Source organism: Marinobacter nauticus ATCC 49840 (assembly GCF_000284615.1).
Taxonomy (GTDB): Bacteria; Pseudomonadota; Gammaproteobacteria; order Pseudomonadales; family Oleiphilaceae; genus Marinobacter; species Marinobacter nauticus.
Genome location: NC_017067.1, coordinates 1,803,531 through 1,821,645 on the forward strand (window position 1 = coordinate 1,803,531; position 18,115 = coordinate 1,821,645).

The following is an 18,115-nucleotide window of genomic DNA, read 5'->3' on the forward strand; positions in this document are numbered from 1 at the left end:
CAAGCGCCGGCCATTGAGCCGGCGTTTTGCTTTTTCAGTGGACAGCAATCGGGTCAGCACTTGTTCCTCACGCCTCAGCCTCTCACCACAGATAACGCCATTGGTAATGGACGTGTTGCCATCATCTTTGAGTACGACGGTCAGGCCTTTCATGGCTGGCAATTGCAGAAGAGTGGCGTGCGTTCGGTGGAGGCAGAACTTTCCCGGGCCGCGGCCCGCGTTGCCGACCATCCGGTCGACCTGGTGTGTGCAGGTCGCACCGACGCCGGCGTGCATGCCAGTTTTCAGGTAGCCCATTTTGACACGCCATCGGTTCGAAACCTTCGTTCCTGGGTCATGGGAATGAACACGGCATTACCTGATGACATTTCTGTGCACTGGGCAGGGAACGGCCAGGGCGATTTTCACGCCAGGTTTTCCGCGATTTACCGACGTTACCGGTATGTGATCTACAATCATCCGGTGCGCCCGGGGATCCAGCGTGGACAGGTGTCCTGGACCTTTCGTCCGTTGGATGCCGAAAGAATGCATCGTGCAGCCCAGGCACTGGTCGGCGAGCATGACTTCTCCTCATTTCGCGCTGCCGGTTGCCAGTCCCGGACCCCGGTTCGGTTTCTGGAGCAGATTTCGGTAACCCGATGCGGAGAGTTTGTCGTAATAGATGTGCAGGCCAACGCCTTTCTTCATCATATGGTACGCAATATTGCCGGTGCCTTGATGGCGGTTGGTAATGGTCAGCAGTCTGAAGACTGGATTGGTGATATTCTGGAGCGCCGTGATCGCAAACTTGCCGGTGTGACCGCCCCTCCTTACGGGCTCTACCTGGTGGATGTCGGTTATCCTGAGTCCTTCGGGATTCCCAAGGCATTGTGTGGACCGGCGTTCGTTACTCCCTGGTTTGACCCGGCCAGCAACGCGCCGATCACACCAACTCACATACACCCGAAACAGGGAAAGGCTCCGGCATGACAGCCCGCGTAAAAATATGTGGCCTGACGCGCCCGCAGGATGTGGAAGCAGCGGTAGCCTGTGGCGCCGATGCCATAGGTCTGGTGTTTTATGCGCCCAGCCCGAGAGCGGTCGATCTCGAGCAGGCCCGAATCCTGGCCGCCAAGGTTCCTGCGTTCGTGGCGGTTACCGGACTGTTCGTGAATCCTGAGCGGGATTATGTCAAAGCAGTTCTGGATGCTGTGCCACTGGATCTCCTGCAGTTCCATGGCGATGAGAGTCCTGAGTTCTGCCAGTCTTTTGGCCGGCGCTGGATCAAGGCCGTCAGGGTGCGTGAGCCCGGGCAGATCGAACAGGCGTTTGCCGACTATCATCAGGCTTCCGGTTTGTTGGTGGACGCCTGGGATCCAAACCGCTATGGCGGTACCGGCCAGTCGTTCAACTGGTCACTGATTCCTGAAAGCAGGCCCTTGCCCCTGATATTGGCCGGTGGGTTGTCATCTGATAACGTAGCCCGCGCGATTGAGCAGGTACGCCCCTGGGCTGTTGACGTCAGCGGTGGGGTGGAAGAGAGCAAGGGTAAGAAAGACGCCACCAAATTGTCTCAATTTTTCAAAGAGGTTCACCGTGTCTGTAAAACTGACTGAAGAAATGTTGAAGGCGCTTCCTGATGCGAGAGGTCACTTCGGTGCCTTTGGTGGACGGTTTGTTTCAGAAACCCTGATGGATTCTCTGATGACCCTGGAAAAGGAGTACCTTCGGTTGAAGGAGGATCCGGAATTCCAGGCGACTTTTGATAATGACCTCGCCGATTATGTTGGCCGTCCCAGCCCGCTGTATTTCGCAGAGCGCCTGACCCGGGAAGCCGGTGGCGCACAAATCTGGCTCAAGCGCGAAGACCTCAACCACACCGGTGCCCATAAGGTGAATAACACCATTGGCCAGGCCCTGCTGGCCAGTTTTCTGGGCAAGAAGCGCATCATTGCCGAAACTGGCGCCGGTCAACATGGTGTAGCCACCGCCACGGTTTGTGCTCGTCTGGGCCTTGAATGTCACGTATTCATGGGGGCAGAAGACGTCAAGCGTCAGTCCCTGAACGTGTACCGCATGAAACTGTTGGGCGCGACCGTCCATGCCGTTCAGAGCGGTACGAAAACCCTTAAGGATGCCATGAATGATGCCATGCGCGACTGGGTCGCGAATGTGGATGATACTTTCTACATCATCGGCACAGTGGCAGGGCCGCATCCCTATCCCTTACTGGTGCGTGATTTCCAGTCGGTGATTGGGCGTGAAATCCGTAAACAGGCGATGGAAAAAGTGGGTAAACTGCCGGACGCACTGGTGGCCTGCGTCGGTGGCGGTTCTAACGCCATTGGTATGTTCTATCCGTTCCTGGCGGATGAGTCCGTGGAGCTTTATGGTGTTGAAGCTGGTGGTCTGGGTATTGAAACCGGACAACATGCGGCGCCGCTTTGTGCCGGTCGCCCCGGCGTGCTGCATGGTAACCGGACCTACCTGATGGAAGATGAGAATGGCCAGATCGCCGGAACACATTCCGTTAGTGCTGGTCTGGACTATCCCGGAGTGGGGCCCGAACATGCCTGGTTGAAAGACATTGGCCGAGCCAATTATGTGTCGGTGACTGATGACGAGGCCCTGGATGGCTTCCGTAAACTGACACGCGTGGAAGGGATTATGCCGGCGCTGGAAACCGCGCACGCCGTGGCTTATGGCGTGAAGCTGGCCGCAACCATGGACAAGGACCAAATGCTGGTGATCAACATCTCCGGTCGCGGCGACAAGGATATTCACACCATTGCCCAGCTTGATGGCATTGAGATCTGAAGGTATCAGGAGCAGGCATGAGCCGAATTGAAGGCGTATTGAAAGCATTGAAAGAGCAGGGCCGCAAGGCGCTGATTCCCTATATTACAGCGGGCGATCCACATCCGGATCAGACGGTCAGCCTGATGCATACCCTGGTCTCTGCCGGTGCTGATATTATCGAGCTGGGCGTGCCGTTCTCGGACCCGATGGCTGATGGTCCGGTGATTCAGCTGGCCTGTGAAAGGGCGCTCAAGCACGGTACGTCGCTGCGTCAGGTAATGGCGATGGTCAAGGAGTTCCGCAAGACCGATCCGGATACCCCGGTGGTGCTGATGGGTTATCTGAACCCGATGGAGGCCATGGGCTATGAAGCGTTTGCAGATGCGGCAGCGGACGCAGGTGTCGATGGCGTTCTGACGGTTGACCTGCCTCCCGAAGAGGCTGATCAGGTAGCACCGCTGTTTGCCGACCGCCATCTCGATCCGGTTTTCCTTTTGGCGCCGACAACCACGGATGACCGGATCAAGGCGATCAGCGAGCACTCATCCGGCTATGTGTACTATGTTTCTATCAAGGGCGTGACCGGGTCCGCAACCATTGATGTTGATGAAGTCGCGAAGAAAGTGGCCCACGTGCACGAGCTCACGGCGTTACCGGTGGGTGTGGGCTTTGGTATCAGGGATGCGGAAACTGCCGCTGCAGTAGGCAGAGTATCCGATGGTGTAATTGTTGGCAGTGTTCTGGTCGATACAATAGCCCGACATCAGACAGATCCTGACGCTTTGCGTAACGCACTGACGGATCTGCTGCACCCGATGCGCGAAGCGCTGGACAGCCTCGCTCACTGAGCGGGCATTATCCAGGCATCAAAGGACAGGACGAGAGCATGAGTAACTGGCTGGACAAAATCATGCCGAGCAAGATTCGCTCGGAATCACGGCAACGTACCGGAGTGCCGGAAGGGTTATGGAAGAAATGCCCCAAATGCGGCGCATTCCTGTACAAGCCGGAGCTCGAGAAGAACCTGGACGTTTGCCCCAAGTGTAATCACCATCTGCGGGTGTCTGCACGTCGTCGACTGGATATCTTTCTGGACAAAGACGGGCGTGAGGAGCTGGCAGCTCACCTCGAACCGTCAGATCGGCTGAAGTTCAAAGACAGCAAGCGCTACAAGGACCGACTCGCGGCGGCGCAGAAAGCGACCGGCGAAAAAGATGCGCTGATTGCCATGCGTGGCACAACCATGGGTGTCCCTTTGGTTGCCTGCGCGTTCGAGTTCAACTTCCTGGGCGGTTCGATGGGTCAGGTGGTTGGCGAGAAGTTTGTCCAGGCAGCGAATGTGGCTCTTGAGCACCGGATTCCGCTGGTCTGCTTTTCCGCCAGTGGCGGTGCCCGCATGCAGGAAGCCATCCTGTCATTGATGCAGATGGCCAAGACCGCGGCGGTGTTGGAGAAGCTCAAGCAGGAAGGCATACCATACATTTCAGTGATGACCGATCCGGTCTTTGGTGGTGTATCGGCCAGCCTCGCTATGCTGGGTGACCTCAATATTGCTGAACCTTACGCTCTGATCGGTTTCGCGGGCCCACGGGTTATCGAGCAAACCGTGCGCGAGAAACTGCCGGAAGGTTTCCAGCGCAGCGAATTTCTGCTGGAACATGGTGCGATTGATATGATTCTGCATCGTCATCAGATGCGTGAGCGCATCGCCCATCTGTTGGCCAAGTTTACTGCCCAGGAAAAGCCCGGCACCGAAGCCCCCATCGAATTTGAAGTTACTGAAAAGCCGGACGTTGATGAACCAGAAGGGCACTGAATCCTCCTCAGCCCCCGTTGGGCCTCCGGCCCTCGGGGCGTCTGTTCAAGAATGGCTGCACTGGCTCGAAGCCATTCATCCCACAGAAATAGATCTCGGCCTGGACCGGGTACTGGTGGTTCTGCGGCGGTTGTTCCCGCGCAAGCCTCAGGCTCGCATCATTACCGTGGCAGGGACCAATGGCAAAGGCACCACGGTTACGGCACTTGAGTCGATTTTGCTGGCAGCCGGCAGGAGCACCGGGGCTTATATGTCCCCCCATCTGTTCCGCTATAACGAGCGGGTTCGGATTGTTGGCCAGGAGATTTCCGATGCGGCCCTGGTGACCGCCTTCGAGCGGGTGGAGGCGGCTCGCCGCGGGGTGACTCTGACCTATTTTGAATTCGGAACGCTGGCCGCTTTTGTCGCATTTGCAGACGCCGGCGTTGAGAATTGGGTGCTGGAAGTCGGGTTGGGAGGTCGCCTGGATGCAGTCAACGTGCTGGACCCGGACTACGCGGTGATCACGTCAGTAGATATCGATCATATTGGTTTTCTGGGGGATAACCGGGAAGTCATTGGTTTTGAAAAAGCGGGGATCCTCAGACCGGGTATACCCGCCGTTTGTGCGGATCCAAATCCTCCATCCTCGGTCCTTCAACAGGCCGCGGCGCAGAAGGTGGCGCTGAAGCTCACCGGTCGTGATTATACGCTTGCGCCCGGTGCTCCCGGACAGGTTTTGCTCACTATTGGCGACGAGAAGATAGAGTTGCCAGCCGGCCCCTTGCCTGTCCAGAGTGTGGCGGCTGCGGCGGTGCTCTCCCGGCAACTCGTACCGGAGCTTTCACTGGAAAGCCTTCAGCATGCGATACATAGCGTGCGGGTTCCAGGCCGGTTTGAAACCATTCATCACGATCCGGATGTCATTATAGACGTTGGTCACAACCCCCATGCTGCTGCCTGGCTCGCTGACAACCTCCGTAGCCTTCGATGTGATGGTGATGGCCACGGGCGTATCCTGGCTGTGTACGGCGCGTTGGGAGACAAGGACGTGGAGGGTGTGGTCGGTGCCATGTCGTCCGTCGTTGATCAGTGGTACCTGGCGGGCCTGAATGTTGCCAGAGGGCTTGATTCCGACAGCCTGATGAAGCGTATCGCAAGCGTGCCATTTCAGGGAACGCCCGGCGTTTTTGATTCTGTGTCTGAGGCTCTCGCAGCGGCCATGGGCGAGGCAGTGTCCGGTGATCGGGTCGTGGTGTTCGGTTCGTTCTTCACGGTTGCTCTGGCCAGGGAAGAGCTTCTGCCGGCTTCGGAAGCGTCTTAAAGTTTGTCCATAGGTCCCTGGGAAGCTTTGAGTTCTGGCGAGTGGCCGGTTAGTATCGTGATCAAACAGGTTGTTAACGGGAGCCCTCTCAGGTGGATGGACTGAAGCAGCGGATCATTGGCGCACTGGTGCTGGTTTCACTCGCGGTTATTTTCGTGCCGATGATTTTTGACGAGCCCCATTCCCAAAGACAGTCAACCCCCATCACCATTCCCGAGGAACCTCCGTTCCCCGAAGTTGAGATGCCTGAATCTCAGTATCCGGATAACAAGACCGTCGGCGCAGAGGCACCCAGGAGTTCCGCGCCGCCCGTTAACGACGAGCCGGCGGCCGGTTTCCGGATCATCGAGGAAAACGCTGTTGCCGAGGAGGAGCCCGCCCCGGAGCCAAATTCCCAACAGGTGGAACCAGTACCGGCAGAATCCTCCGCTGAGCCGGAGCCTGCGGCGCCAGCCGAAAAACAAGATGCTGCCTCCACAGGCGCTGCAGAACCTGGCGATAAGGCCGAGTTTACGGGTTCACTTGAAGGTGCGTGGGTGGTGCAGCTTGGCAGTTTTGGTAACCAGGACAACGCCCGGCGTTTGCGGGACAAGGTTCTCGACATGGGGTACGGCGCCCACCTGCAACAGGTTGATCGCGGCGATAGCACCCTGACCCGGGTATTCAGCGGCCCGTTCGTCAACAAAGACGATGCCCAGAAAGCCAAGGCGGCCCTTGATAAAGCCTTCGGCTTGAACAGCCTGGTCACCACCGGCGACAAATAACTGGCCGTTGCCGGATTTAATCTGGCTTCGGCAGTTTGGTGTCACCCGGTTTCCTGTTAGAATCCGCCTTTCGTTTTCTCCACCGGGTTTTCCATGGAAGCGCTGATCTGGATAGACTGGGTCATCATTGCCCTCATTGCCGTCTCCACGCTTATCAGTCTGAAGCGGGGCTTCGTCCGTGAAGCGCTGTCGCTGGTTACCTGGGTTGGTGCATTTATCATCGCCCGGACGTTTCACCCCCAGATGCAATCTCTTCTGGAGTCCACGGTGGAAACACCGCTGGTGCGGTTGATTGCAGCGTTTGCCATCCTTTTCTTTGGCACCCTGATCGTTGGCGCGATCATCAACAATATGATCGGCCACCTGGTGCGTGCGACCGGCCTGTCAGCAACGGACAGGGTGCTCGGCATGGGGTTTGGTCTTCTCAGAGGGGTTGTGGTTGTGATTGTCGCCATTGCCTTCACGCGCTACACGCCGCTGGCCGAGGATACCTGGTGGAGAACTTCGGTCATGATTGAACGCCTTGCGGTAGTTGAGGATTGGTCCAGGCGCACGCTCGGCGACGAGTTTGCCCGCTTCCTCGGTCCGGAGCAGGGCGCTCAGACAGCCCCGGAGGCGTCCGCAGAACCTGAAGGCGTGGAACCCGCGTCTGCATCCCGTTAACATTCAGTTTTAACACTCGGAGATATATCCAGCCATGTGCGGCATTGTCGGTATCGTCAGTACTTCCAACGTCAATCAGCTTCTTTATGATGCACTGACTGTTCTTCAGCACCGTGGCCAGGATGCGGCGGGTATTGTTACCTTCCAGGACAACCGATTCTTTTTGCGTAAAGACAATGGACTGGTGCGGGATGTTTTCCATACTCGCCATATGCGCCGGTTGGTGGGTAACGTGGGCATCGGGCATGTGCGTTATCCTACGGCGGGTAGCTCCAGTTCAGCGGAGGCCCAGCCTTTCTATGTGAACAGCCCCTACGGCATTACTCTGGCGCACAACGGCAACCTGACCAATGCCGATGAGCTGAGCAGCGATCTGTTCCGAACCGATCTGCGCCACATCAACACCAACTCGGATTCTGAAGTTCTGCTGAACGTGTTCGCCCACGAACTGCAGAAACTGGGTAAGCTGAACCCCACCAAGGACGAGATTTTTTCCGCTGTACGCGCAGTGCACAAGCGTTGCAAAGGCGCCTATGCTGTTATCGCCATGATCACCGGTTATGGCATCGTCGGTTTCCGGGATCCGAACGGTATCCGGCCCGCCTGCTACGGTGTCCGGGAAAATGAAGAGGGCCAGAAGGAATACATGATCGCGTCGGAAAGCGTCGCCCTCAATGCTGCCGGTTTCAGCATCGTTCGTGACATTGCTCCGGGCGAGGCTGTCTATATTGAAACCGATGGCACCTTGTATTCAGAACAGTGCGCCGAATCACCCAAGCTCTATCCGTGTATTTTTGAACATGTCTATTTTGCCCGTCCGGACTCGATCATGGACGGCGTTTCCTGTTACAAGGCCAGGCTCCGGATGGGCGAGGTGCTGGCAGACAAGGTCCTGCGCGAGCGGCCCGACCACGATATCGACGTAGTCATTCCCATTCCGGACACCAGTCGTACGTCCGCCATGCAAATGGCCCATCAGTTGGGCGTGAAGTATCGCGAAGGCTTTATCAAGAATCGGTACATTGGCCGTACTTTTATCATGCCCGGCCAGAAAATGCGTAAGAAATCGGTACGCCAGAAGCTCAACCCGATTGACCTGGAATTCCGTGGCAAGAACGTCATGCTGGTGGACGATTCCATCGTACGGGGCACTACCTGTAAGGAAATTGTGCAGATGGCCCGGGATGCCGGAGCACGTAATGTCTATTTCGCATCGGCTGCGCCCCCCGTGCGCTATCCCAACGTTTACGGCATCGACATGCCTTCTGCCAGCGAACTGATTGCCCATGACCGCACGGTGGAAGAGGTTCGGGATCTGATCGGCGCCGACTGGTTGGTGTATCAGGACCTGGATGACCTGATTTCCTGTGTCAACGATGTCAACGAAGATATTAATGGGTGGGAATGCTCCGTATTCACCGGGGATTACATTACCGGCGACGTGGATGAAGCTTACCTGACCAGGCTGGAGGATCTTCGCAAAGACGAGAAGCGCTCGACCAGCCAGGTGGCCAATGCCGACAATGCCATTATTGACCTGCACAACGATGAAGACTGACATCCGCAACTGCGCCAGGAGACTGCCATGACGTTCGGCCGAGATGAGCAAGTTTGGATTCCCGAATCGGACCTGGAAGGCATGTCGGTTGATACCCTGGCCGTGCGGGCAGGGCAGATCCGTACCGGGCAGCTCGAACACAGCGATGCAATCTTCCCGACCTCCAGCTTCGTCTATGGCAGCGCGGCCCAGGCGGCTGCCCGCTTTGGCGGCGAAGAGCCCGGTAATATCTACTCCCGGTTTACCAACCCGACGGTGCAGGCATTCGAAGCCAGAATAGCGGCCATGGAGGGAGGGGAGCGTGGTGTTGCGACTGCCTCGGGTATGGCTGCCATCCTGAGTACCTGTATGTCGCTACTGAAATCGGGTGACCATGTCATCTGCTCCCGAGGTGTGTTCGGGACGACCAATGTCCTGTTTCAGAAGTACATGGCCCGATTTGGCGTAGAAACCAGCTTTGTCAGCCTGACAAATACCGATGAGTGGAAGGCTGAGGTTCGTCCCGCCACCCGAATGCTGTTTCTGGAAACTCCGTCCAATCCGCTGTGTGAAGTGGCGGATCTTGCAGCCTTGTCTGCGATCGCCCGCGAAAACGATGCCTTGCTGGTGGTCGACAACTGCTTCTGCACACCCGTGCTGCAGCGGCCACTGGAGCAGGGCGCCGACATCGTTATTCATTCAGCCACCAAGTATCTCGACGGCCAGGGCCGTTGTGTCGGTGGCGTGGTGGTTGGGCCGGCGAGATACCTGGACGAGATTTATGGTTTCCTCCGTTCCGCCGGCCCGACGATGAGTCCGTTCAACGCCTGGGTCTTCCAGAAGGGCCTGGAAACCTTACCGATTCGTATGCGCGCCCATTGTGACAATGCGTTAGAGTTGGCGTTGTGGCTGGAACAGCAGGACTGTGTGGAGAAAGTTTACTATGCAGGCTTGCGGAGCCATCCGCAGCACGAGCTGGCGAAAAAACAGCAGGACGGCTTTGGTGGCGTGCTCTCCTTCCTGGTAAGGGGTGGCCGGGAACAGGCGTGGAAGTTTATTGACGCGACCCGGATGATTTCCATCACCGCCAATCTGGGAGATGTGAAAACCACCATCACTCATCCGGCGACAACCACTCATGGACGCCTCTCTCCCGAGGACAAGGCGAGGGCAGGCATTACCGAGAACCTGATTCGTCTGTCCGTCGGTATCGAATCCATCAAGGATCTGAAAACCGATCTGGACAGAGGTTTCCAGGCGTTGAAAGACTAACAACCGGACGGTTTGAGTATTCATGGCGGAATCCGCGAAAGCGAAGAAAGCAGTAGCCACAGAACTGACCGACAAGCAGAAGCGATTTCGTCGCCTGATGGCCCAGGGAGCCAGAGAAGGCGCAGTTATTGCGCTGATTGTGCTGTGCATCTATCTCGCCATGGCCCTGTTTACCTTCAATCCGGCTGACCCAGGCTGGGCCAGTATTGGCCATGATATCCGTGTGCAGAATTACGCAGGCCGCACCGGTGCCTGGCTGGCGAGCCTGTTCATGGACTTCTTCGGCCATGTGTCCTGGCTGTTTCCGGTGATGGTTGCCGGTTACGCCATCATGCTTATTCGTCGTCGGCACCAACCGCTCGATATGCACTGGCCACTGTTCATGGTTCGCTTTGGTGGCTTCGTTCTTATTCTGCTGTCTGCGACCAGTCTGCTTTCTCTCTACTCCGTATTTGGCCTGGGCGCCTCCTCAGGTGGCGTTTTGGGCACTGCCGTGTCTGAAGCCATGGTTCGGTTTTTTAATCTTCCGGCGACCACGCTACTGCTGATTGCCATCTTTCTGTTTGCCCTGACGGTGACGATCGGCTTGTCCTGGTTCCGACTGATGGATCAGGTGGGAGGCTTGACCCTGAAGTTTGGCCTGGCCGCCAAAGCTCTATTCGCCGGGGCAGGAAAGAAGGCTGAAAAAAACACCGGCCAGGGAACTCCAGCAGCCAGGGCGGAAGCACCAAAGCCCGAACCGGAACCCCCGGTTGTGCGTGACAAAGTCCGGGCTCTCGAGAAGGATAAAAATGACCGAAAGTCAGGCCAGCAGAGCTGGTGGCAGCGGATATTTGCTCGTCGTGCAAAACCCGCAGAGGATACCAGGACCCGGGAGCCCCAGCGCGAGCGGAAAGAACCGGCTATCGAAGGGCTGCCTGCATCCATAGCGGAACCAGAGCACCTGGAGAGTTTCAGCTCTCGGGATGTAAAGTCAGAGCCATCGCCTCCCCCGGCTGAAAAGGCCAAGGCCCGTTCCCTGAAGATTTCGCCGTTCAAGAAAGAAGAGCAGGGCGGTGCGCCGAAAAAGGGTGATGATCGCCAGGGCTCGCTGCTGGAAGACATTGAAAGCCCGATCCCGCCGATTTCATTGCTGGATCCTCCCGAGGAGCACAAGGAAAGAGGCTATTCGGAAGAGTCTCTGGAGCACATGTCCCGTTTGCTCGAAGAGAAGCTCAGCGATTTCGGGGTGTCGGTTGAGGTAGTCGAGGTTAATCCCGGCCCCGTGATTACCCGCTTTGAGATCAAACCGGCGCCCGGGGTCAAGGTCAGCAAGATCTCCAATCTGGCAAAAGACCTGGCCCGATCCCTGGCCGTGCTCAGTGTGCGGGTGGTCGAGGTGATTCCGGGCAAATCCGTGGTCGGCATCGAGATTCCCAATGAGGAGCGTGAAATTGTACGCTTGAGCGAAGTGCTGGGTGCCAAAGTGTTCACCGAATCTTCCTCTCCACTGACGTTGGCTCTGGGGAATGATATCGGGGGCAACCCCATGGTTGCCAATCTGGCCAAGATGCCCCACCTGCTGGTCGCCGGCACCACCGGTTCCGGTAAGTCGGTGGGGGTGAACGCCATGTTATTGAGCATGTTGCTGAAGGCCACTCCGGACGAGGTCCGGTTCATCATGGTTGACCCGAAGATGCTTGAACTGAGCATTTACGACGGGATCCCGCATCTGTTGGCGCCAGTAGTCACCGACATGAAAGAGGCCGCCAATGCCCTGCGTTGGTGTGTGGCCGAGATGGAGCGCCGCTACCGGCTGATGGCCAGCCTGGGGGTTCGCAATATTGCCGGCTACAATAAGAAGGTGAAAGATGCCCGGGCGGAGGGAGAACCGCTGCTGGACCCACTCTGGAAGCCGGATGAATACCTGGCCAATGATGAGCAGGAACGCCCTGAGCTGGATACACTGCCGTTCATTGTGGTGGTGATCGATGAATTTGCCGACATGATGATGATTGTCGGCAAGAAAGTGGAAGAACTGATTGCCCGGATTGCCCAGAAGGCAAGGGCGGCCGGCATTCACCTGGTTCTGGCAACCCAACGGCCCTCCGTTGATGTGATTACCGGCCTGATCAAGGCCAACATTCCCACCCGGATGTCGTTCCAGGTGTCCTCCAAGATCGACTCCCGTACCGTTCTCGACCAGGGCGGTGCAGAGCAGTTGCTGGGCCATGGCGACATGCTTTATCTACCACCTGGGTCAGGTTTACCGGTGCGGGTGCACGGTGCCTTTGTCGATGATGACGAAGTTCACCGCGTCGTCAGTGCCTGGAAGGCCCGGGGTGAGCCGGAGTACGTGGATGATGTACTGAATGGCGCCGAGGGCGAGCACCTTCCTGGCTTGCCCACGCTTAGCGAGGGCGGCGCCGGTGGTGGCGAAGAGGGCGACGCCCTGTTTGACGAAGCTGTCGCCTTTGTTACCGAAAACCGGCGGGTGTCGATTTCGTCGGTCCAGCGTAAATTCAAGATCGGCTACAACCGTGCCGCCAATCTGGTGGATGCCATGGAAGCTTCGGGGGTAGTCAGCCCGGCGGGCCACAACGGTGCCAGAGAAGTTCTCGCACCGCCGCCTCCCAGAGACTAGGAGTTATCAGATGATCAGAATGTTTTCAGGAATCCTGTTGATGCTGGCAGCAACGTGGTCTGGCCTGTCCCAGGCTGAGAGCGTACAGGCATCCCGGGGCGCGGCTGAGCAGTTGACCTCGATTCTGAAAGGCTACGAGACCTATCAGGCGGATTTCATACAGATTGTGGTCAACGAGAATGGCAGTCAGGTTCAGGAAACCCGTGGATCGCTCAAAGCCAAACGGCCTGGTTTGTTCTACTGGGAGACCGGTGCACCCTTGTCCCAGTTTATTGTCAGCGATGGCGACAAAGTCGAAGTCTACGATCCGGATCTGGAGCAGGTAACCGTTCATTCCCTTGATGAACGGGTTCAGACCACGCCGGCACTGCTGTTAAGCGGCGAAGTAGAGAACCTGGATGAGAGTTACGAAGTGAGCGTTCGGGATCTTGGCGAAAGCACCCGTGAGTTCACTCTGGTACCCCGTAGCCAGGATTCTCTGTTTACCTCTCTGCGACTGAGCTTCTATGACGGAGAGCTACAGGAAATGCGCATGCGGGATTCATTGTCCCAGATGAGCATTCTCAGCTTCGACCATATTGAACTGAATCAGGCACTCGACTCCAGTGTCTTCCGCCTCGATTATCCGGAGGGGGTTGACGTGATTCGGGATGGTGCCTGATGCAGGACAGCCTGTTTCAGACTGAGACCGGCTTTCAGCCCCTGGCCGCTCGTATGCGGCCGACCTCTCTCGAAGGCTATGTCGGCCAGGCTCACCTGGTCGGCCCTGGAAAACCCCTGCGCCGGGCTGTGGAACAGGGGCAGCTGCATTCCATGATTCTCTGGGGTCCGCCCGGAGTCGGAAAAACCACCTTTGCTCGCCTGCTGGCCAATGTCGGCGACCTTTCCTTCGAAACCATCTCTGCAGTCCTCAGTGGCGTTAAGGAAATTCGCGAGGTGGTGGAGCGCGCTCGCAACCGTAAACAGTCCCAGGGCAGGGATACGCTTTTGTTCGTGGATGAAGTGCATCGCTTCAACAAAAGCCAGCAGGATGCATTCCTTCCCCACATCGAAGATGGCACCTTTATTTTCGTGGGCGCAACCACCGAAAACCCATCCTTCGAACTGAACAGCGCCCTGCTGTCCCGTACCCGTGTTTATGTCCTGAAAAACCTGGAGGCAGCGGATATACGACGGTTGCTGGACAGTGCCCTTGAGAGCGAACAGGGCTTTGCTGGCCAGCTTCGGGTAGAGGAGTCGGTGCTGGCGACCATGGCGGAAGCGTCAGGTGGCGATGCCCGGCGAGCGCTGAACATTCTGGAAGTGGCCGCCGACCTCGCTGAGCCGGACGATGACGGGAATAATCGGGTTACCGCTCAAACTCTCGAACAGGTACTGCAGACCAGTCTCCGCCGTTTCGATAAAGGTGGGGATGTCTTCTACGACCAGATTTCGGCGCTGCACAAATCGGTGCGGGGCTCCAACCCGGACGGTTCACTTTACTGGTTGTGCCGGATGCTCGACGGAGGTTGCGACCCGCTGTATGTCGCCCGGCGCCTGGTTCGTATTGCCAGTGAAGACATCGGTAATGCCGACCCGAGGGCGCTCCAGATTACCCTGCAGGCCTGGGATGCTCAGGAACGTCTGGGCTCCCCGGAGGGTGAGCTGGCACTGGCGCAGGCCGTTACGTACCTGGCCCTTGCCCCCAAAAGCAATGCCGTTTACAAAGCTTACAATCAATGCATCGCGGATATCCGCAGCGATCCGGACTATGAAGTTCCGGTACATCTGCGCAATGCGCCCACCAAACTGCTGAAAAGCATGGGGCACGGAGAAGAGTACCGGTACGCCCACGATGAGCCGGATGCCTATGCGGCAGGAGAAGCCTACCTGCCGGAGGCGATCCATCAGCGCCGCTATTACCAACCGGTCCAGCGGGGACTGGAAATCAAGCTGGCTGAGAAGCGCGAACGGCTGGACTCGCTGGATGCCAACAGCCCGAAAAAGCGATACTAAGCCCCATCCCTTGCCAATTTTCCTGCCTGTGCCCGGCCGGTGGTGGTCAGCGCATTCACGGCAGGTATAATGCCCGCATAACCATTCATTCGTTAACCGGAAATCAGGAACAACATGCTCGATCCGAAACGTGTCCGTACACAGACTGAAGAGATCGCCCGTCGGCTGGCTATCAAGAATTTCGAGTTTGATATTGCCACCTTCGAGCAGCTTGAGGAACGCCGCCGGGCCATTCAGGTTCGTACGGAAAACTTGCAGAGCGAGCAGAACAAACGGTCGAAATCCATCGGCAAAGCCAAGGCGGCCGGTGAGGATATCAAACCGTTGCTGGAAGAAGTCGAAAGCCTGAAGCAGCAACGTGGTGACGCCGAGGACGAACTGCGTTCCGTGCAGGAATCCCTGAATGCCTTCTTTGCCGGTATTCCCAACCTTCCCGACGACGACGTGCCACCGGGCGCCAGTGAAGACGACAACGTCGAGACGCGTGTCTGGGGTACGCCCCGTGAATTCGATTTTGAGCCTAAGGATCACGTGGCCCTGGGTGAGCAGCTGAAAGGCCTGGACTTTGAGAAGGCCACTCAGCTGGCCCATTCCCGTTTTGCTGTTATGCGCGGACAGCTGGCGCGCCTGCACCGTGCACTGGCTCAGTTCATGCTCGATCAGCATACTCTGCAGCATGGTTACACCGAGGCCTATGTGCCTTATCTGGTGAATGCCAACACTCTGTTTGGTACGGGCCAGCTGCCGAAATTTGAAGAAGATCTTTTCCGCACAGCCGGCGACAATCCCCTGTACCTGATTCCTACCGCGGAAGTGCCGGCCACGAACCTGGTTGCGGATACCATTCTGGATGATGCTGAATTGCCGTTGCGCCTGGTTTGCCATACGCCGTGTTTCCGGAGTGAGGCAGGGTCTTATGGCCGGGATGTGCGGGGCATGATTCGTCAGCATCAGTTCGACAAAGTGGAGCTGGTGCACATCGTTCGGCCGGATGAATCCACGCAGGCGCTGGAGGAACTGACCGGACACGCCGAGAAGATCCTGCAACTGCTCGAACTGCCTTACCGCGTCGTCACCCTCTGTGGCGGAGACATGGGCTTTTCCGCCGCGAAAACCTACGACCTGGAAGTCTGGCTGCCAGGGCAGGGTAAATACCGTGAGATTTCTTCCTGTTCCAACACCCGTGATTTTCAGGCACGGCGTATGCAAGCCCGCTGGCGTAATCCGGACACTGGAAAGCCCGAACCGGTCCATACCCTCAATGGTTCCGGCCTGGCCGTAGGTCGCGCCATGATTGCGGTGATGGAGAACTATCAGCAGGCGGACGGCAGTATTCTGGTGCCCGAGGTACTCAAACCCTATATGGGAGGCGTCGAGCGTATTCAATGAATGATCAATCCAGGGATGCACCAGTAAAGGGCGTACCCGTCGGCTCTGCACCGGCAAGGTACCGGACCAACCCGGTTACGGATAACCCCAACAACTCGGCCGGGGAAGTTGCCCTGGTCGGTGCCGGCCCTGGTGATCCGGAACTGCTTACCCTGAAAGCCTGGCGTTTGATCCAGTCGGCGGAGGTGGTGTTGTACGACCGCCTGGTTTCCCCGGAAATCATGGCTCTTATTCCTGAAAACGCCCAGAAGATCCACGTTGGCAAACAACGTTCGAACCACACGTTGCCACAGGATCAGATCAATCAACAGTTGGTGGATCTGGCCCGGGAAGGCTATCGGGTGGTACGCCTTAAGGGCGGCGATCCGTTCATCTTTGGCCGTGGCGGCGAGGAGATTGAAACCCTGGCCTCGGCCGGCGTCCGTTTCCAGGTTGTGCCGGGTATCACTGCCGCCTCAGGTTGTGCTGCTTACGCCGGCATTCCGCTGACCCATCGGGATCACGCCCAGTCGGTGCGGTTTATTACCGGGCACCTGAAGAATGACACCTGTGATCTGCCGTGGAAGGATTTTGTTCAGAATAACCAGACGCTGGTGTTTTACATGGGCCTGGTCGGTTTACCGATCATTAGCCGGGAACTGATGGCACACGGCATGCCGGCGGATATGCCTGTGGCACTGGTATCCCGCGGCACCACGCCGGAACAGGAAGTGATTACCGGCACTCTGGAAACGATTGTGGATCGGGTTCAGGAGAAGGGGGCTCAGGCGCCGACGTTGGTGATTATCGGCAATGTGGTTTCTCTTCGAAACCGTCTGGACTGGCTTGGAGCAGAAGCCGGGCGCTGAGGCCCGGCTTCAGACTTCAGGCAGAGGCGGTCCGCTTGGGCAGAACGTCTTTCAGCTTCTCACGCATGTCGCGAATGGCTTTTTCGGTGGTTTCCCAGTCGATACAGGCGTCGGTAATGGATACGCCGTATTTCAGGTCAGCCAGGTTTTCCGGAATAGACTGACTACCCCAGTTGATGTGGCTTTCCACCATCAGGCTCTGGATAGACTGATTGCCTTCCAGAATCTGGTGAGTCACATCCTGCATTACCAAAGGCTGAATAGCCGGATCCTTGCTGGAGTTGGCGTGACTGCAATCCACCATGATGGATTTGCGCAGCTTGGCCTTATCCAGTGCCTGTTCACACAAGGCTACGCTGACGGAGTCGTAGTTTGGCTTGCCGCCACCACCACGAAGCACGACGTGGCCGTAGTTGTTGCCCTTGGTGCGAATAATGGCAACTTTGCCCTGCTGGTCGATGCCCAGGAAGCTGTGGGGATGAGAGACCGACTTCATGGCGTTAACCGCAACGTCGAGGCTGCCATCGGTGCCGTTCTTGAAGCCGATGGCCATGGACAGGCCGCTGCTCATTTCCCGGTGGGTCTGGGACTCGGTGGTACGGGCACCGATAGCAGACCAGGCTATGGTGTCCTGAAGGTATTGGGGAGATATTGGGTCCAGGGCTTCAGTGGCGGCCGGAAGGCCCATCTCATTGATGTCCAGCAGCAGCCGGCGACCAATGTGCAGTCCCTGCTCGATATCAAAGGTATCATTCAGGTGCGGATCGTTGATCAGGCCTTTCCAGCCTACGGTGGTGCGTGGCTTCTCGAAGTACACGCGCATGACGATCAACAGTGTATCGCTGACTTCATCGGCGAGCTTTTTCAGTCGGGCGGCATAATCGCGGGCAGCTTCTACATCGTGAATCGAGCAGGGGCCTACGACAATGAACAAACGATGATCCTTGCCATCCATAATGTCGTAGATGGCTTGCCGACCATTGGCAACGGTTTCGGCTGCCTTGTCTGACAGTGGCATCTCTTGCTTCAGTGCTTCAGGAGTGATCAGTGTTTCCTGGCTGGCCACGTTCAGGTTTTCCAGTTTCTTACCCGACATCTTGTTGTGCTTCCCCGAATCTTGTCGTTAC

15 protein-coding genes and 1 pseudogene are annotated in these 18,115 nt (G+C 57.3%); 15 read left to right on the forward strand and 1 reads right to left on the reverse strand.

Translation table 11 applies throughout. The features are described 5' to 3' along the window. The first annotated feature begins 60 nt into the window (after nucleotides 1-60). The 15 genes and pseudogenes from truA to cobA form a co-directional block, all read left to right on the forward strand. Nucleotides 61-969 (forward strand): tRNA pseudouridine(38-40) synthase TruA, encoded by a 909-nt coding sequence (truA, locus tag MARHY_RS08285; RefSeq protein WP_014421377.1) that lies wholly within the window; start codon nucleotides 61-63, stop codon nucleotides 967-969. After that, nucleotides 966-1,595 (forward strand): phosphoribosylanthranilate isomerase, encoded by a 630-nt coding sequence (locus MARHY_RS08290; RefSeq protein ID WP_014421378.1) that lies wholly within the window; start codon nucleotides 966-968, stop codon nucleotides 1,593-1,595. The genes truA and MARHY_RS08290 overlap by 4 nt, the downstream gene beginning before the upstream one ends. After that, nucleotides 1,588-2,796, forward strand: coding sequence for a tryptophan synthase subunit beta (gene trpB, locus MARHY_RS08295; RefSeq protein ID WP_197536003.1), 1,209 nt, complete (start codon nucleotides 1,588-1,590; stop codon nucleotides 2,794-2,796). The genes MARHY_RS08290 and trpB overlap by 8 nt, the downstream gene beginning before the upstream one ends. 17 nt (nucleotides 2,797-2,813) lie before the next feature. After that, the gene (trpA, locus tag MARHY_RS08300) at nucleotides 2,814-3,626 is read left to right on the forward strand and encodes a tryptophan synthase subunit alpha (protein WP_014421380.1); all 813 of its coding nucleotides are present in this window, start codon (nucleotides 2,814-2,816) and stop codon (nucleotides 3,624-3,626) included. A 38-nt stretch (nucleotides 3,627-3,664) separates the two neighbouring features. Further along, nucleotides 3,665-4,594 (forward strand): acetyl-CoA carboxylase, carboxyltransferase subunit beta, encoded by a 930-nt coding sequence (gene accD / locus MARHY_RS08305; RefSeq protein ID WP_014421381.1) that lies wholly within the window; start codon nucleotides 3,665-3,667, stop codon nucleotides 4,592-4,594. Then, nucleotides 4,575-5,897 carry a bifunctional tetrahydrofolate synthase/dihydrofolate synthase gene (gene folC, locus MARHY_RS08310; RefSeq protein WP_014421382.1) on the forward strand — a complete coding sequence of 441 codons (1,323 nt, stop codon included), beginning with the start codon at nucleotides 4,575-4,577 and terminating at the stop codon, nucleotides 5,895-5,897. The genes accD and folC overlap by 20 nt, the downstream gene beginning before the upstream one ends. Before the next feature lie 92 nt (nucleotides 5,898-5,989). Then, a complete protein-coding gene (locus tag MARHY_RS08315; RefSeq protein WP_014421383.1) occupies nucleotides 5,990-6,661 on the forward strand; it encodes an SPOR domain-containing protein in 672 nt (223 codons plus the stop codon). Between the two features lie 93 nt (nucleotides 6,662-6,754). Then, nucleotides 6,755-7,324, forward strand: a complete 570-nt coding sequence (locus MARHY_RS08320) for a CvpA family protein (protein WP_014421384.1) — start codon at nucleotides 6,755-6,757, stop codon at nucleotides 7,322-7,324. A gap of 34 nt (nucleotides 7,325-7,358) precedes the next feature. Further along, nucleotides 7,359-8,882: an amidophosphoribosyltransferase gene (gene purF / locus MARHY_RS08325; protein ID WP_014421385.1), complete on the forward strand. Its 1,524-nt coding sequence runs from the start codon at nucleotides 7,359-7,361 to the stop codon at nucleotides 8,880-8,882. A 27-nt stretch (nucleotides 8,883-8,909) separates the two neighbouring features. Beyond that, complete coding sequence (locus tag MARHY_RS08330; protein WP_014421386.1) at nucleotides 8,910-10,133, forward strand: O-succinylhomoserine sulfhydrylase; 1,224 nt, start codon at nucleotides 8,910-8,912, stop codon at nucleotides 10,131-10,133. Between the two features lie 22 nt (nucleotides 10,134-10,155). Then, nucleotides 10,156-12,756, forward strand: a complete 2,601-nt coding sequence (locus MARHY_RS08335) for a DNA translocase FtsK (RefSeq protein ID WP_014421387.1) — start codon at nucleotides 10,156-10,158, stop codon at nucleotides 12,754-12,756. 10 nt (nucleotides 12,757-12,766) lie between these two features. Further along, the gene (gene lolA / locus MARHY_RS08340) at nucleotides 12,767-13,417 is read left to right on the forward strand and encodes an outer membrane lipoprotein periplasmic chaperone LolA (protein ID WP_011785035.1); all 651 of its coding nucleotides are present in this window, start codon (nucleotides 12,767-12,769) and stop codon (nucleotides 13,415-13,417) included. Next, complete coding sequence (locus MARHY_RS08345; protein WP_014421389.1) at nucleotides 13,417-14,751, forward strand: replication-associated recombination protein A; 1,335 nt, start codon at nucleotides 13,417-13,419, stop codon at nucleotides 14,749-14,751. Before lolA ends, MARHY_RS08345 begins: the two co-directional genes overlap by 1 nt. Before the next feature lie 114 nt (nucleotides 14,752-14,865). Then, a complete protein-coding gene (serS, locus tag MARHY_RS08350) occupies nucleotides 14,866-16,140 on the forward strand; it encodes a serine--tRNA ligase (protein WP_011785033.1) in 1,275 nt (424 codons plus the stop codon). A gap of 41 nt (nucleotides 16,141-16,181) precedes the next feature. Continuing rightward, nucleotides 16,182-16,988 (forward strand): annotated as a pseudogene (gene cobA / locus MARHY_RS08355) (uroporphyrinogen-III C-methyltransferase); the annotation flags it as partial. Between the two features lie 16 nt (nucleotides 16,989-17,004). On the opposite strand, the gene MARHY_RS08360 reads toward cobA, so the two are convergent. Next, nucleotides 17,005-18,084 (reverse strand): 3-deoxy-7-phosphoheptulonate synthase, encoded by a 1,080-nt coding sequence (locus MARHY_RS08360; RefSeq protein WP_011785031.1) that lies wholly within the window; start codon nucleotides 18,082-18,084, stop codon nucleotides 17,005-17,007. Nucleotides 18,085-18,115: the final 31 nt, after the last annotated feature.